The following is a 13910-nucleotide window of genomic DNA, read 5'->3' on the forward strand; positions in this document are numbered from 1 at the left end:
TGAGGAACAAAATATATGAGTAAAATCGTTGTTGTTGGTGCAAACCACGCTGGTACTGCCTGTATCAAGACTATGTTAACAAACTATGGTGATGCCAATGAAATTGTTGTATTTGACCAAAACTCAAATATTTCATTTTTAGGTTGTGGTATGGCACTTTGGATTGGTGAGCAAATTGCTGGACCAGAAGGACTTTTCTATTCAGATAAAGAAGAATTAGAGTCTTTAGGGGCTAAAGTTTACATGGAATCACCTGTTCAATCTATCGACTACGATGCCAAAACAGTGACTGCTCTTGTGAATGGTACAGAACATGTGGAAAGCTATGACAAGTTGATTTTTGCAACTGGATCGCAACCTATCTTGCCACCGATTAAAGGTGCCGAAATCAAAGAAGGATCACTTGAATTTGAAGCAACTCTTGAAAATCTTCAATTTGTGAAGTTGTACCAAAACTCGGCAGACGTTATTGCTAAGCTTGAAAATAAAGATATCAAGCGAGTAGCTGTTGTCGGTGCAGGTTATATTGGTGTTGAGTTGGCAGAAGCTTTCCAACGTAAAGGTAAAGAAGTTGTTCTTATTGATGTTGTAGATACTTGCTTGGCAGGTTACTATGATCGCGATATGACTGACTTAATGGCTAGAAACATGGAAGAACACGGTATTCAATTAGCCTTTGGTGAAACAGTTAAAGAAGTTGCTGGTGATGGCAAAGTTGAAAAAATCATTACTGATAAAAAGGAATACAATGTGGACATGGTTATCCTTGCTGTAGGTTTCCGTCCAAATACAGCTCTTGGAAATGGTAAGATTGAGCTTTTCCGTAATGGTGCTTTCCTTGTTGACAAACGTCAAGAAACTTCTATTCCAGGTGTTTATGCTATTGGTGACTGTGCAACGATTTATGACAATGCAACTCGTGACACAAGCTACATTGCGTTAGCGTCGAATGCTGTTCGTACAGGTATTGTAGCAGCTCATAACGCTTGTGGTACAGACCTTGAAGGTATTGGCGTTCAAGGCTCAAACGGTATTTCCATTTACGGCTTGCACATGGTTTCAACTGGTTTGACACTTGAAAAAGCAAAACGTCTTGGTTTTGATGCTGCAGTGACGGAATATACTGATAATCAAAAACCTGAATTTATCGAACATGGTAACTTCCCAGTAACAATCAAAATCGTTTATGATAAAGACTCACGTCGTATCTTGGGTGCTCAAATGGCAGCGCGTGAAGATATGTCAATGGGAATTCACATGTTCTCACTTGCTATCCAAGAAGGCGTAACCATTGAAAAATTAGCTTTGACAGATATTTTCTTCTTGCCTCACTTTAACAAGCCATATAACTATATTACAATGGCAGCCTTAGGAGCAGAATAAGATAAGATGTCTTTGATTCGTGTATAATATTAAGTGTCTCCCTATGGAGGCACTTTTTAGGAGGAAAAATGAGAAAAGTAGTCTTGAACATTGCTATGAGTTTAGATGGGTTTATCGCAAGGGAAGACGCGACCTATGATTGGATTGAGGGGCACGGAACGGATGCATATGATAGTGCTAACCAATTTGATAATCCATCCTTCTTTGCTTCCTGTGATACCGTTATTATGGGGCGAAAATCATTTGAAGATTGTCCGATTGAGCTAATAGAAGGTTACCGAGAAAAAAACTTTTATGTGGCTAGTAGTCAAGTAATGACTAGTCCCTATTCAAATGTCTATTTTTCTAAAGATATAGTTAGTACTCTTAAGCAATTGAAAGCAGGAGAGGGAGGACCGATTTGGATATTTGGCGGAGCAGACCTTGTTCATAGCCTAATAGGAGCTGACCTCATCGACCATTACATTATAGGTATCATCCCGACTATTTTGGGGTGTGGTCGGCCTTTGTTTACAGGCAATCGTCAAGAACGTCATTTAAGACTGATAGAATCGACTGTCACAGATGGTATCGCCATGCTACGATATGATAAAAGAGAATAAAAAAAGAGGCCCAGAGGGTCTCTTTTACATGTTTAGGATGTTTTAGATATGGGGGGTTAGTTTTTAGCAGCAGAAGCAAATTCTTCCTTAGCAAAAGCTTCATCGATGATAGCTTTCAATTGATTTGCAGAAGCTTGCATTTTTTGGAGTTCAGCATCGTTAAGAGGGATATTAACTGGGCGAACGATACCATATGCGCCAACGATAGCTGGTTGACCAATATAGCAATCTTCAACGCCTTCGTATTGTCCTTCTTGGAAAACAGAAAGTGGAAGAACAGCATTTTCATCATCAAGGATAGCTTTTGTAATACGAGCTAGGGCAACTGCAATACCGTAGAAAGTAGCACCTTTTTTGTTGATGATTGAGTAGGCTGCATCGCGGACAGATATGAAAAGATCAACTAAACCTTGCTCATCGATGTCACGGTTTGCTTGTAGCCAATCGTAAAGTCCAACCCCCGCAACGTTAGCGTGTGACCAAACGGCAAATTCTGAATCCCCGTGCTCACCCATGATATAAGCGTGGACTGAACGCGCATCAACCCCAATTTTAGCAGCAAGTGCTTGACGGAAGCGGGCTGAATCTAGTGATGTACCTGATCCAATGACACGCTCTTTAGGGAAGCCTGAGAATTTCCAAGTTGAGTAAGTTAAAACGTCAACTGGATTAGCAGCAACAAGGAAGATACCATTGAAACCAGATGCAACGATTTGTGTAACAACCTCTTTATTGATACGAAGATTTTTTTCAACAAGGTCAAGGCGTGTTTCACCTGGTTTTTGAGGAGCGCCTGCTGTCAAGACAACGAGATCAGCATCATGACAGTCTGAGTATTCAGCTGCATAGATTTTTTTAGGTGATGTAAAAGCAAGAGCGTGGCTTAAATCTTCAGCATCTCCTTGAGTTTTTTCTTTAAAAATATCAATAATACCAAGTTCTTGAGCAATATTTTGTGTTACCAATGCAAAAGCGTATGATGAACCAACGGCACCATCGCCGACCAAGATTACTTTTTTGTGTTGTTTAGTTGCAGTCATTTCTAAACATCTCCTTAATTTTATTAGAGCAATCGCTCGTACGACTTTATTTTAACATATTGAGAATTGTTTGTCATGGAATTCAGAAAAATAATGAAAATAGTTTTCTGATAACGCTTCCAGAAAGAAAAAATAAGGATTTTATGGTATAATGGAACATAGTATTGACTAGAGTATTGACTAGAAAAGGAGCATTCCTTAAATGCAAGATAGAAATTTAATTGACGTCAATCTGACAAGCGAAATGAAGACGAGTTTCATCGACTACGCTATGAGTGTTATTGTAGCGCGGGCGCTTCCAGATGTGCGTGACGGTTTAAAACCCGTTCATCGTCGTATTCTCTATGGGATGAACGAACTCGGTGTCATGCCTGATAAAACACATAAAAAATCAGCCCGTATTACCGGTGATGTCATGGGTAAATATCATCCACATGGAGATTCTTCTATTTATGAAGCCATGGTTCGTATGGCACAGTGGTGGAGTTATCGTCACATGCTTGTTGATGGTCATGGAAACTTTGGTTCTATGGATGGCGATGGTGCTGCGGCGCAACGTTACACTGAAGCGCGTATGAGTAAAATTGCGCTAGAATTATTAAGAGATATTAATAAAAATACGGTTGATTTTCAAGATAACTATGATGGTAGCGAAAGAGAGCCGCTAGTATTACCAGCCCGCTTCCCTAATCTCTTGGTCAATGGTGCGACCGGTATTGCGGTTGGGATGGCAACTAATATCCCTCCACACAACTTGGCAGAATCAATTGATGCTGTCAAAATGGTTATGGAGAATCCAGATTGCACAACGAGAGATCTCATGGAAGTCATTCCAGGGCCAGATTTTCCGACAGGAGCTCTTGTCATGGGACGTTCAGGAATTCATAGAGCTTACGATACAGGAAAAGGCTCTATTGTCTTACGGTCGCGTACAGAGATTGAAACCACTAAAACTGGTCGTGAACGTATTGTGGTGACGGAATTTCCCTATGGTGTCAACAAAACAAAAGTACATGAACATATTGTTCGTTTGGCTCAAGAAAAACGCATCGAAGGCATTACTGCCGTGCGTGATGAATCTAGTCGCGAAGGGGTGCGCTTCGTTATTGAAATCCGTCGTGACGCCTCAGCCAATGTGATTTTGAACAACCTTTTCAAATTGACAAGTCTTCAAACAAACTTTAGCTTTAACATGCTAGCTATTGAAAATGGTGTACCTAAAATCTTATCATTAAGACAAATTATTGATAATTACATTAGCCATCAAAAAGAAGTGATTACTCGCCGTACTCAATTTGATAAGAATAAGGCAGAAGCTAGAGCTCATATTTTAGAAGGATTGTTGATTGCTCTAGATCACTTGGATGAAGTCATTGCTATTATCCGAAACAGTGAGACAGATGTCATTGCCCAAGCAGAATTAATGTCTCGTTTTAACTTATCGGAACGTCAAAGCCAAGCCATATTGGACATGCGTTTGCGTCGTTTGACTGGTTTGGAGCGAGATAAAATCCAATCAGAATATGATGAATTGTTAGCTTTGATTGCTGATTTAGCTGATATTCTAGCTAAGCCGGAACGCGTTGTGACTATTATTAAAGAAGAGATGGATGAGATTAAGCGTAAATACGCTAACCCTCGTCGCACAGAATTAATGATTGGTGAAGTCCTCTCTCTAGAGGATGAAGATTTAATCGAAGAAGAAGACGTTTTAATCACCTTATCCAATAAAGGTTACATCAAACGTCTTGCTCAAGATGAATTCCGTGCCCAAAAACGTGGGGGCCGTGGTGTTCAAGGAACAGGGGTCAATGATGACGATTTTGTTCGTGAGCTGGTATCAACAAGTACCCATGACACCTTGCTCTTCTTTACGAATTTTGGACGGGTTTATCGTTTGAAAGCTTATGAAATTCCTGAATACGGTCGCACAGCCAAAGGCCTTCCAATAGTTAATTTGTTAAAATTGGAAGATGGTGAAACTATTCAAACCATTATCAATGCACGCAAGGAAGAAACCGCTGGAAAATCTTTCTTCTTTACCACAAAACAAGGGGTTGTCAAACGTACAGAAGTATCTGAGTTTAATAATATCCGACAAAACGGTCTGCGTGCCCTCAATTTGAAAGAGGGAGATCAACTGATTAACGTGCTACTGACCAATGGTCAAGACGATATCATTATTGGAACTCAGTCCGGTTATTCTGTGCGCTTTAATGAGGCAAGTATCCGCAACATGGGCCGCTCTGCGACAGGAGTTCGTGGTGTCAGTCTTCGTGAGGACGATAGAGTTGTCGGTGCTTCACGTATCAATGATCATCAGGAAGTCCTCGTGATTACTGAAAATGGTTATGGGAAACGAACTGAGGCCATAGAATACCCAACCAAAGGCAGAGGGGGGAAAGGGATTAAGACAGCTAACATCACTCCTAAAAACGGGCAACTGGCTGGACTTGTAACAGTTGACGGCACAGAAGATATTATGGTCATCACTAATAAAGGGGTTATTATTCGAACAAACGTGGCTAATATCTCCCAAACGGGTCGTGCTACCTTAGGTGTTAAAGTGATGAAATTAGATGCAGACGCTAAAATCGTGACATTTGCTTTGGTTCAAGCAGATGATGAGGAAGAAACTATTGGTGAGGTAGAGCAAAGCCAAATCCCAGCTGCTACAGATATGACACCAAATAATGACGAGGAGTAACGAAACGAATGGTAAAAAAACAACGTCGTCAGAGTAGAAAACCGATGTCATGGGCAAGGAAAATTCTGATTGCTGTCCTTTTAATTCTTGGGTTGGCCTTACTCTTTAATAAGCCCATTCGCAACACATTAATTGCATGGAATTCTAACAAGTATCAAGTAACCAAGGTATCCAAAAAGGACATCAAAAAAAATAAGGAAGTCAAATCGACTTTTGATTTTCAGGCTGTTGAGCCAGTCAGCACAGAGGCTGTTTTACAAGCGCAAATGGCTGCTCAAAAACTCCCTGTCATAGGAGGTATTGCTATACCAGAAGTTGGTATTAACCTACCAATTTTTAAAGGGCTAGGCAATGTCGAATTAATTTATGGTGCTGGAACCATGAAAGAGGACCAAGTTATGGGAGGCGAAAATAATTACTCTCTTGCTAGTCATCATATTTTTGGTATGACTGGTTCTTCTCAGATGCTTTTTTCACCGTTGGAAAGAGCCCAAAATGGTATGGCTATCTACTTAACGGATAAAGAAAAAATCTACAAGTATAACATCCATGAGGTTTCTACGGTGGCTCCTGAGCGAGTTGATGTGATTTATGACACACCTGGGCTTAAAGAGATTACTTTAGTAACCTGTACAGATTTGGAAGCAACAGAACGTATTATTGTGAAAGGACAACTCAAAACAGAGTATGATTTCGATAATGCGCCTGCTGAAGTACTTAATGCGTTCAGTCATTCCTATAATCAAGTCTCTACCTAATAGAATAGAGGCGACGACATCATTTAATAAGTAGGAGGAGGCTATAACGAGTCCTTCCCTACTTTTTCTTTTGAAAGGAGAGGGATTATGCACTTAGATGCTATTCACCACGTGGCTATTATTGTCTCCGATTATGAGGCATCAAAAGATTTTTATGTTAATAAGTTAGGGTTTCGTATTATCCGAGAGAATCACAGACCGGAGAGACATGATTATAAGTTGGATTTAGCCTGTGGTCAGATTGAATTGGAGATATTTGGAAATGTTACCAGTGATCCTTTTTATCAATCCCCACCAAAACGTGTTGGTAGACCAGAATTTGACAGGGAAGCCTGTGGTTTGAGACATCTTGCCTTTCGTGTTACCAACATTGAGAGTTATGTAGATGACCTAAAGAGCTTAGGAATTCCAGTAGAGCCTATCAGGTATGATGATTATACAGGTGAGAAAATGACTTTCTTTTTTGATCCGGATGGCCTGCCTTTAGAGTTACATGAATAAGTTAGTGAATTCCCTATTGGTGTCTTTGACAATCAGTAGGGTTTTTGATTGCTTTAAAAGAATATTGGCTTCTCATCAAATGATAAGAGATTGACAAGGGAATTAAAAGATGATATGCTATCAGATGATTAACTAGTTAAGAGAGTTTATATGAGAAAAAATATTGTTACTACTGTCAAATGGCTATGCTTAAGTTTCCTTTTTGTGGGCTTGGGCTTGTCTGGTTGCCGGTCTGTTGATAAACCATTAGCAAAAGGCTTACATATCAAGACCAGCTTTTATCCCGTTTATGCTTTGACAAAGGAGATTTCGGGAGATTACAACCAGATTGACCTGATGGTGAAAACGGTTAGCATACATTCTTATGAACCTAGTCCTAATGTGGTTGCTAGGACCTATGATGCGGATATTTTCATTTACCATTCCAATATCCTAGAATCATGGGCGGCTGATTTAGCTCCCCAGCTTAGAAAAAAAGGAGTACTTGTTTTAGAGGGAGCGGCTCATTTGCCATTAGAAAGGGTGCAAGGGCTGGAAAAAGTTCCCTTAAAGAAAGGCATGTCCGCAAATGCACTCAATGATCCTCACACGTGGACAGATCCTCTATTAGCCAGCCAGGAAGCAGATGCTATTGCCACATTATTAGCAAAAAAAGATCCTGACCATAAGGAGTATTACCTCAAAAATGCCAAGCGCTTTAAGTTAAAGGCTCAGAAGCTAGTAGAACGGTATCAAGCGAAATTCGCTAGTCTTCCCCGTCATACCTTTGTGACACAGCACACAGCATTTTCCTATTTAGCAAAACGTTTTGGCCTAACGCAACTAGGCATTGCAGGTGTCTCCCCAGAACAAGAACCGAGTCCCCAACAATTGGCTGATATGAAGCGTTTTATTGAACGATATGGTGTCAAAACAATTCTTATGGAAGAAAATGTTTCTGGCAAACTCGCCAAAACGCTAGCAAAAAGTAGTGGGATTAGTGTGAGACAATTAAGCCCCCTTGAAATCGCTCCAGATAATCAAAAATCTTATCTTGACAATTTGGAGATGAATTTAGCCGTACTTTATGATGTCCTGGAGAAAGAAAAATGAACAAACGCATTAATGTAACAATAGTACTAGCTGTCATCTTATGTGGTTTAACAGCTTGTAAACCTCAATCGATGGAAGGTACTAAGCCCAAGAATGATCAAAGTCATAAAACAAGTCACAAAAGCCACGAAAAAGTGCTAAAAGATGACAGTGATAAAACCCCAGCAGAAATTGATCAAAAAGAAGGTATTGCTGCTGAGCAAATTGTTGTTTCGATTTCAGATGACGGGTTTGTTACCTCACATGGAGATCATTACCATTTTTATAATGGAGAAGTTCCATTTGACAGTTTATTATCAACGGAATTATTGGCTCCTGAAGATTACCAGTTTGACAATAGCCATGTTATCAGTGACATTCAAAATGGTTATATCCTTAAAGTAGGTGAGACCTACTACGTTTATTTGAAAGATCAAAACCATCGAGATAATCTTAGAACGGTTTCAGAAGAATAAGTTTGATGGTAAAATAGTAATAATTAATGACTGTTCTTTGGAAGAATTTCCAAAGGGCATTTTTTGTTTCAGGAGTGACACTGATGCTGACAGTTTTTAATCGTCTTATGGTAGGAAAAATGCTACAATAGTCCCACTGGATTTTGAAAAAGAAGAGGGAATAGAGGTTTGTGACAAATTACAATGAGAGGTTTGCAAAGGTTATTGTGCCTATCGATCATTTGAAATAGCTCTTCTCCCATAGGAAATTTAGCTTTATTGAGGTAATGAAAATGACTTATAAAAAAATGTTAGTGGTAGGTGCTCTTGTGCTAGCATCGGTCTTTACCATCCAAACTGCTTTCGCAGCAACGAATAACGTCCAAACTGTTATTGATGAACACTATGTGCAGCCGGATTATGTATTAGGCTACTCCTTATCACCTGACCAACAGAACCAAACGTTGAGTTTGCTCCACTACAATAGTGCTAAGGATAAACAAATTAAAACATTGAACACTACAGCCTATGCCTCTATTATGAATGTAGCAGATGATCCGAGCCTTCAGCTTTATTCTTCTGTTAAAATTCAAAAGTTAGGAGTAAAAGAGACCTTAACAGTGACAATCGAGACACCCCAGATGATTCAAAAAGTGACTCAGGACATGTATCGAAATGCAGCAGTTACTCTTGGCATTGAGCATGCAAGCATTCAAGTTGCCTCTCCTATCCCTGTCACTGGAGAATCAGCACTGGCCGGTATTTATTACTCCTTAGAAAAAAATGGGGCCAAAGTTCCAGAGGAGAACAAGCAGCTTGCACAAGAAGAATTAGCCACACTGTCTAGTATCAATACTGATAATGCGGATAAGGTAGGTTATGATGCTGATAAGTTAAATGTTGCCTTAACTGATATCAAAGCAGCTGTGGCAGAAGGTGGAAAGAACCTCTCAGAGGAGCGTGCCCGTCAGATTGTTGAAGATACTTTGAAAAATTACGGCTTAAACCAATCTGTAACAGCCCATCAAATCAACGTCATTGTTAATTTTGCTATTCATTTATCTAATAGTGGTGTAATTACAAATAGTCAATTTGTGGAAACTCTAAATGATTTAAAAGCAAGTATTGTTAGCAAAGCTAATGGAACTTTTGACCACATTGATCTTCATTTTGATGCCAATCAAGCCCTTGATAAGGGTAAGGGCATTTGGCAGCAGATTGTGGATTTTTTTAAGCAGTTCATTAATGGCTTATCACGCCACGTCTAAAAAAGGGTAGGGATGTTTTCTTTCAAGCCTTGTGGCAGTAGTTCTATTGGTTCATAAAAACTGGATGATCGCATTCAGTTTTTGTTTATCTAAAAAAATCTTTTAAACTAACTTAAACAGCTTGCAGATATTGAGTTATAGGGATTTATCGATATGTTATTAGCTAGAAAACGTCTAAAAGAGGATTAACAATGACTAAAAAGAGTCATATACTTAACTAATTAATAATGTTTAATGATGACCTATTTAACGATGTTACACTTTCTTATTAGAAAGGAGCCAAAAGGGAAAGTATATTGCTTTTGGTCTCGGTTTGTCATGCTGCCTATTATTCCCTTTAATGACAGACTGTCAAACACCATCTAGGCAGGTCAAAGAAGGGCTACACATAGTTACCAGTTTTTATCCTGTCTATGTAATGACCAAGTATATCTCTGGTGATTTGAATGATGTGAAAATGATTCAGTCTAGGGCAGACATTCACTCATTTGAACCTTCGCCTAATGATGTGGCAGCGATATATGATGCTGATTTATTTGTTTATCAACTCTCATAGCTTGGAGGTTTGGGCGGGTAAACTAGATGCCAATAAGCATGAGTCAACGGTTAAAATTGTTGAAGCTTCAAAAAGGTTAGTTATGGATAAGGTAGAAGGTTTAGAGGATATGCCTGTCACGGATGGCATTGATCCTGCAAGACTATATGATCCTCATACATGGTCAGATTCAATATTAGCTGCAGATAAAGCAGATATCATTGATAAGCAGTTGGCAAAGATTAATCCCAAACATCAAGTAGTTTATCAAAAAAACGCTAAAGCGTTTAGAAAAGAGTCTGAGGTGATTAATCATAGCTTTCAAGCTAAATTTAAAACAGTTAAAACCAGAACGTTTGACACCCGACACACGGCATTTTCTTATCTGGCAAAACGATATTATCTAAGACAGTTAGAATAGCGAGGGATTTCTCTAGAGCAACAGCCAACAGCTAGACAATTAACCGACATTAGAGATTTCATCAAAACTTATCAGGTGAAAACCATTTTTGTTGAGAAGAATGTTTCACAAAAGCTAGCAAAAACCGTTGCTCATATCACTGGCGTTAACCTGAAACTATTGAGTCCCTTAGAAACGTGAATCGGTTACACTAAACTAGACAGTCTTATAAAGTGTTCTACACTAAAGAAAATAGGAGATCAGATATGTCTAGAAAAATACGTCGCCACTTCACCTATGATTTGAAGCAACAAATTGTTGACCTTTACAATGCTGGTAGAAAGCGTAGCAGTCTCATCAAGGAATATGAGCTAACCCCTTCCACCTTCGATAAGTGGGTTAGACAAGCCAAAACAACAGGTTCATTCAAGTCTGTTGATAATCTGACAGATGAACAGCGGGAGCTGATTGAACTCAGGAAACGCAATAAAGAACTCGAAATGCAATTAGATATCCTAAAGCAAGCGGCGGTGATTATGGCACAAAAAGGGAAATAATCACTGCTAATAAGGATAACTATAGCATTTCAGCCATGTGTCGTTGGTTGAACATTCCTCGTTCTAGCTATTATTACAAAGCTGTAGAGCCAGTATCTGAAGCGGAACTTGAAGAAAATATCAAAGCTATTTTTCTCGAAAGTAAGGCCAGATACGGATCCAGAAAAATCAAAATATGCTTGAATAACGAAGGTATTACACTTTCACGTCGTCGGATTCGACGCATTATGAAGCGACTCAATTTGGTTTCTGTTTATCAGAAAGCCACCTTCAAACCACATTCCAGAGGCAAGAATGAAGCCCCTATTCCCAACCATTTAGACAGGCAATTTAAGCAAGAAAGACCACTACAAGCCTTAGTCACTGACTTAACCTATGTTCGTGTAGGCAATCGTTGGGCTTATGTTTGCCTTATTATTGACCTATACAACCGTGAAATCATCGGCCTGTCTCTTGGTTGGCACAAGACCGCTGAACTCGTTAAGCAAGCCATTCAAAGCATTCCTTACGCCCTGACCAAAGTCAAGATGTTCCATTCAGATCGTGGCAAAGAGTTTGATAATCAGTTAATTGATGAAATATTGGAAGCCTTTGGAATCACACGTTCGCTTAGTCAGGCTGGTTTTCCTTATGACAATGCCGTAGCTGAAAGTACGTATCGTGCTTTCAAAATTGAATTTGTTTATCAAGAAACCTTTCAATCGCTGGAAGAACTAGCTCTTAAGACTAAAGACTATGTTCATTGGTGGAATTACCACCGCATTCATGGTAGTCTCAACTACCAAACACCAATGACTAAAAGATTAACGGTCTAATAAAAACACTTTATAAATGTTGTACAGAAAACTGTGGCCTTTTCAAAACGTAACAAAATAATTGGAACAGCAGCAGCCTTAGTTGTCTTATGTAGCTCGTTTGGGTATGTTTTAGGAAAATATCAAGCTGAACATACCGATAACAATACGATTTCTTATGTGATAGACAAGGGCAAGAACAAAACTCAAAAAACAACGTTAGCAGCAGATAAATCACCTGATGACATTAGTCGAAAAGAAGGCATTTCTAAGGAGTTATAAGCCTATAAATCATAAAACAAACCTATAAAAATATTGAAAAATAGTATAACCAACTCTTAATCTATTTTTTTGATAAACTCTCAATTTTATCAGATGATTTACGAATATATAGTTGAGGACTAAATAATCTTTGAGCCTTTCTTGATAGGCTAGTTTCGGTTTAGTGATTGCTTGCTACACGATTTAGTGACGTTTATTTGGTTAAATACATTTAGAAGATGAGAGAGGCAAATGACAAAGGTAACATTTTATTCAAAAATAGGAATTTCGGCAGAAGAACACGATGCTTTTGTAACGCAACATGAGCAAGTCAATTTGTTACAGAGTAGTAATTGGGCTAAGGTTAAAGACCAATGGGAAAATGAACGGATTGGTATCTACAAAGGAAATCAGCAGGTTGCTTCTTTATCTCTGTTAATTAAACCATTACCTCTCGGGATGACTATTATCTATATCCCTAGAGGACCAGTCATGGATTATGGGGATTATGATTTGGTAACTTTTACGATGAATACACTCAAAGATTACGGTAAATTGAAAAAAGCTTTATTTATTAAATGCGATCCTGCGATACTTTTAAAACAATATTCGCTAGGTCAAGAAGGAGAGAAAAAAACAACTGCTTTAACAGCTATTGAGAATCTGAAGAAGGCAGGTGCTCATTGGACAGGTCTGACGACAGCTATTGCAGATAGCATCCAACCCCGGTTTCAAGCTAATGTTTATCCTGAGAAAGAGCATCACCTCACCTTTCCAAAACACACTAGGCGTCTGATGAAAGATGCTATGCAGCGTGGGGTAACAACTTATCGTGCAACGCCATCAGAGATTGAACAGTTTTCAGCAGTTGTTTCATTAACAGAAAAACGAAAAAATATTTCCCTACGTAATAAAGCTTATTTTAAAAAGTTAATGGCAATCTATGGTGATAGAGCTTACTTACATTTGGCCAAAGTCAACATTTCACAGCAATTGACACACTATCAGCAACAATTAGCAGTTGTTAATGAGGAGATTGAACTTACTCAACCACATCAAAAAAAACGACTCAAGAAATTAGAAGAGCAGAAAAGTTCTTTGGAACGTTACATTGTTGACTTTGAAACTTTTGGGACAAGCTCACCTGAAGATGTTGTTATAGCAGGGATTCTTTCCATTTCTCATGGAAATGTCATGGAGATGCTTTATGCTGGAATGAATGAGGCGTTTAAAAAATGCTATCCGCAATACCTTCTCTATCCTAAAGTCTTTCAAGATGCTTATCAAGATGGGATTATTTGGGCGAATATGGGAGGTGTAGAAGGAACTCTTGACGACGGATTAACAAGGTTCAAGTCTCATTTCTCTCCTGTTATCGAAGAATTTATAGGAGAGTTTACACTTCCTGTGAGTCCACTGTATGTCCTTGCTAATATGCTTTACACCTTCCGGAAACGGTTAAAACATAAGCATTAAAAAAGAGCTCGCCAAAGTATGTACGGACCCCCAAAAGTTAGACAACAAATCTAACTTTTAGGGTTGGACTTGGTATAATAAAGTAGACACAAAATTAAGTGG

General features: G+C 38.9%; 12 protein-coding genes and 1 pseudogene. 12 read left to right on the forward strand and 1 reads right to left on the reverse strand.

The window, feature by feature from the left end:
* Positions 1 to 15: 15 nt before the first annotated feature.
* Positions 16 to 1383: a H2O-forming NADH oxidase gene (gene nox / locus DYD17_RS05490; protein ID WP_003050536.1), complete on the forward strand. Its 1368-nt coding sequence runs from the start codon at positions 16 to 18 to the stop codon at positions 1381 to 1383.
* A 68-nt stretch (positions 1384 to 1451) separates the two neighbouring features.
* Complete coding sequence (locus DYD17_RS05495; RefSeq protein WP_115252860.1) at positions 1452 to 1985, forward strand: dihydrofolate reductase family protein; 534 nt, start codon at positions 1452 to 1454, stop codon at positions 1983 to 1985.
* A 56-nt stretch (positions 1986 to 2041) separates the two neighbouring features.
* Here DYD17_RS05495 and DYD17_RS05500 read toward each other — a convergent pair whose 3' ends face one another.
* Positions 2042 to 3025, reverse strand: coding sequence for an L-lactate dehydrogenase (locus tag DYD17_RS05500; protein ID WP_003050541.1), 984 nt, complete (start codon positions 3023 to 3025; stop codon positions 2042 to 2044).
* A 202-nt stretch (positions 3026 to 3227) separates the two neighbouring features.
* Here DYD17_RS05500 and gyrA point away from each other — a divergent pair, with 202 nt between their 5' ends.
* From gyrA to DYD17_RS05550, 10 genes and pseudogenes are all read left to right on the forward strand, one after another.
* Complete coding sequence (gyrA, locus tag DYD17_RS05505) at positions 3228 to 5732, forward strand: DNA gyrase subunit A (RefSeq protein ID WP_003050543.1); 2505 nt, start codon at positions 3228 to 3230, stop codon at positions 5730 to 5732.
* Positions 5733 to 5740: 8 nt separating this feature from the next.
* A complete protein-coding gene (locus DYD17_RS05510) occupies positions 5741 to 6490 on the forward strand; it encodes a class A sortase (RefSeq protein ID WP_003050545.1) in 750 nt (249 codons plus the stop codon).
* A gap of 87 nt (positions 6491 to 6577) precedes the next feature.
* Positions 6578 to 6991, forward strand: a complete 414-nt coding sequence (gloA2, locus tag DYD17_RS05515) for an SMU1112c/YaeR family gloxylase I-like metalloprotein (protein WP_115252861.1) — start codon at positions 6578 to 6580, stop codon at positions 6989 to 6991.
* Between the two features lie 150 nt (positions 6992 to 7141).
* Positions 7142 to 8083, forward strand: a complete 942-nt coding sequence (locus DYD17_RS05520) for a metal ABC transporter solute-binding protein, Zn/Mn family (RefSeq protein WP_003050549.1) — start codon at positions 7142 to 7144, stop codon at positions 8081 to 8083.
* The gene (locus DYD17_RS05525; protein WP_003050551.1) at positions 8080 to 8538 is read left to right on the forward strand and encodes a pneumococcal-type histidine triad protein; all 459 of its coding nucleotides are present in this window, start codon (positions 8080 to 8082) and stop codon (positions 8536 to 8538) included. The genes DYD17_RS05520 and DYD17_RS05525 overlap by 4 nt, the downstream gene beginning before the upstream one ends.
* 272 nt (positions 8539 to 8810) lie before the next feature.
* Positions 8811 to 9785, forward strand: a complete 975-nt coding sequence (locus DYD17_RS05530; protein ID WP_115252862.1) for a DUF1002 domain-containing protein — start codon at positions 8811 to 8813, stop codon at positions 9783 to 9785.
* A 340-nt stretch (positions 9786 to 10125) separates the two neighbouring features.
* A pseudogene (locus tag DYD17_RS05535) lies at positions 10126 to 10915 on the forward strand (metal ABC transporter solute-binding protein, Zn/Mn family); the annotation flags it as partial.
* Between the two features lie 71 nt (positions 10916 to 10986).
* Positions 10987 to 12092, forward strand: a protein-coding gene (locus DYD17_RS05540; protein ID WP_115252863.1) for an IS3 family transposase whose coding sequence is annotated in 2 segments (ribosomal slippage) — positions 10987 to 11263 and positions 11263 to 12092 — 1107 coding nt in all. Because the reading frame shifts where the segments join, the coding sequence is not laid out codon by codon here.
* A 33-nt stretch (positions 12093 to 12125) separates the two neighbouring features.
* Entirely contained in the window at positions 12126 to 12353 is a 228-nt protein-coding gene (locus DYD17_RS05545) for a pneumococcal-type histidine triad protein (RefSeq protein WP_115252864.1), read from the forward strand.
* A 231-nt stretch (positions 12354 to 12584) separates the two neighbouring features.
* Positions 12585 to 13808, forward strand: coding sequence for a peptidoglycan bridge formation glycyltransferase FemA/FemB family protein (locus tag DYD17_RS05550; protein ID WP_115252865.1), 1224 nt, complete (start codon positions 12585 to 12587; stop codon positions 13806 to 13808).
* Positions 13809 to 13910: the final 102 nt, after the last annotated feature.

Origin of the sequence: Streptococcus dysgalactiae subsp. dysgalactiae, from assembly GCF_900459225.1 — a bacterium.
GTDB classification, from domain to species: Bacteria; Bacillota; Bacilli; order Lactobacillales; family Streptococcaceae; genus Streptococcus; species Streptococcus dysgalactiae.

Bases quoted from the DNA above. Each gene is read 5' to 3' on its own strand.
- gyrA (WP_003050543.1), top strand. From the start codon at position 3,228: ATGCAAGATAGAAATTTAATTGACGTCAATCTGACAAGCGAAATGAAG.
- DYD17_RS05525 (WP_003050551.1), top strand. From the start codon at position 8,080: ATGAACAAACGCATTAATGTAACAATAGTACTAGCTGTCATCTTATGT.
- DYD17_RS05500 (WP_003050541.1), bottom strand. From the start codon at position 3,025: ATGACTGCAACTAAACAACACAAAAAAGTAATCTTGGTCGGCGATGGT.
- DYD17_RS05510 (WP_003050545.1), top strand. From the start codon at position 5,741: ATGGTAAAAAAACAACGTCGTCAGAGTAGAAAACCGATGTCATGGGCA.
- DYD17_RS05495 (WP_115252860.1), top strand. From the start codon at position 1,452: ATGAGAAAAGTAGTCTTGAACATTGCTATGAGTTTAGATGGGTTTATC.
- DYD17_RS05550 (WP_115252865.1), top strand. From the start codon at position 12,585: ATGACAAAGGTAACATTTTATTCAAAAATAGGAATTTCGGCAGAAGAA.
- DYD17_RS05520 (WP_003050549.1), top strand. From the start codon at position 7,142: ATGAGAAAAAATATTGTTACTACTGTCAAATGGCTATGCTTAAGTTTC.
- DYD17_RS05530 (WP_115252862.1), top strand. From the start codon at position 8,811: ATGACTTATAAAAAAATGTTAGTGGTAGGTGCTCTTGTGCTAGCATCG.
- nox (WP_003050536.1), top strand. From the start codon at position 16: ATGAGTAAAATCGTTGTTGTTGGTGCAAACCACGCTGGTACTGCCTGT.
- gloA2 (WP_115252861.1), top strand. From the start codon at position 6,578: ATGCACTTAGATGCTATTCACCACGTGGCTATTATTGTCTCCGATTAT.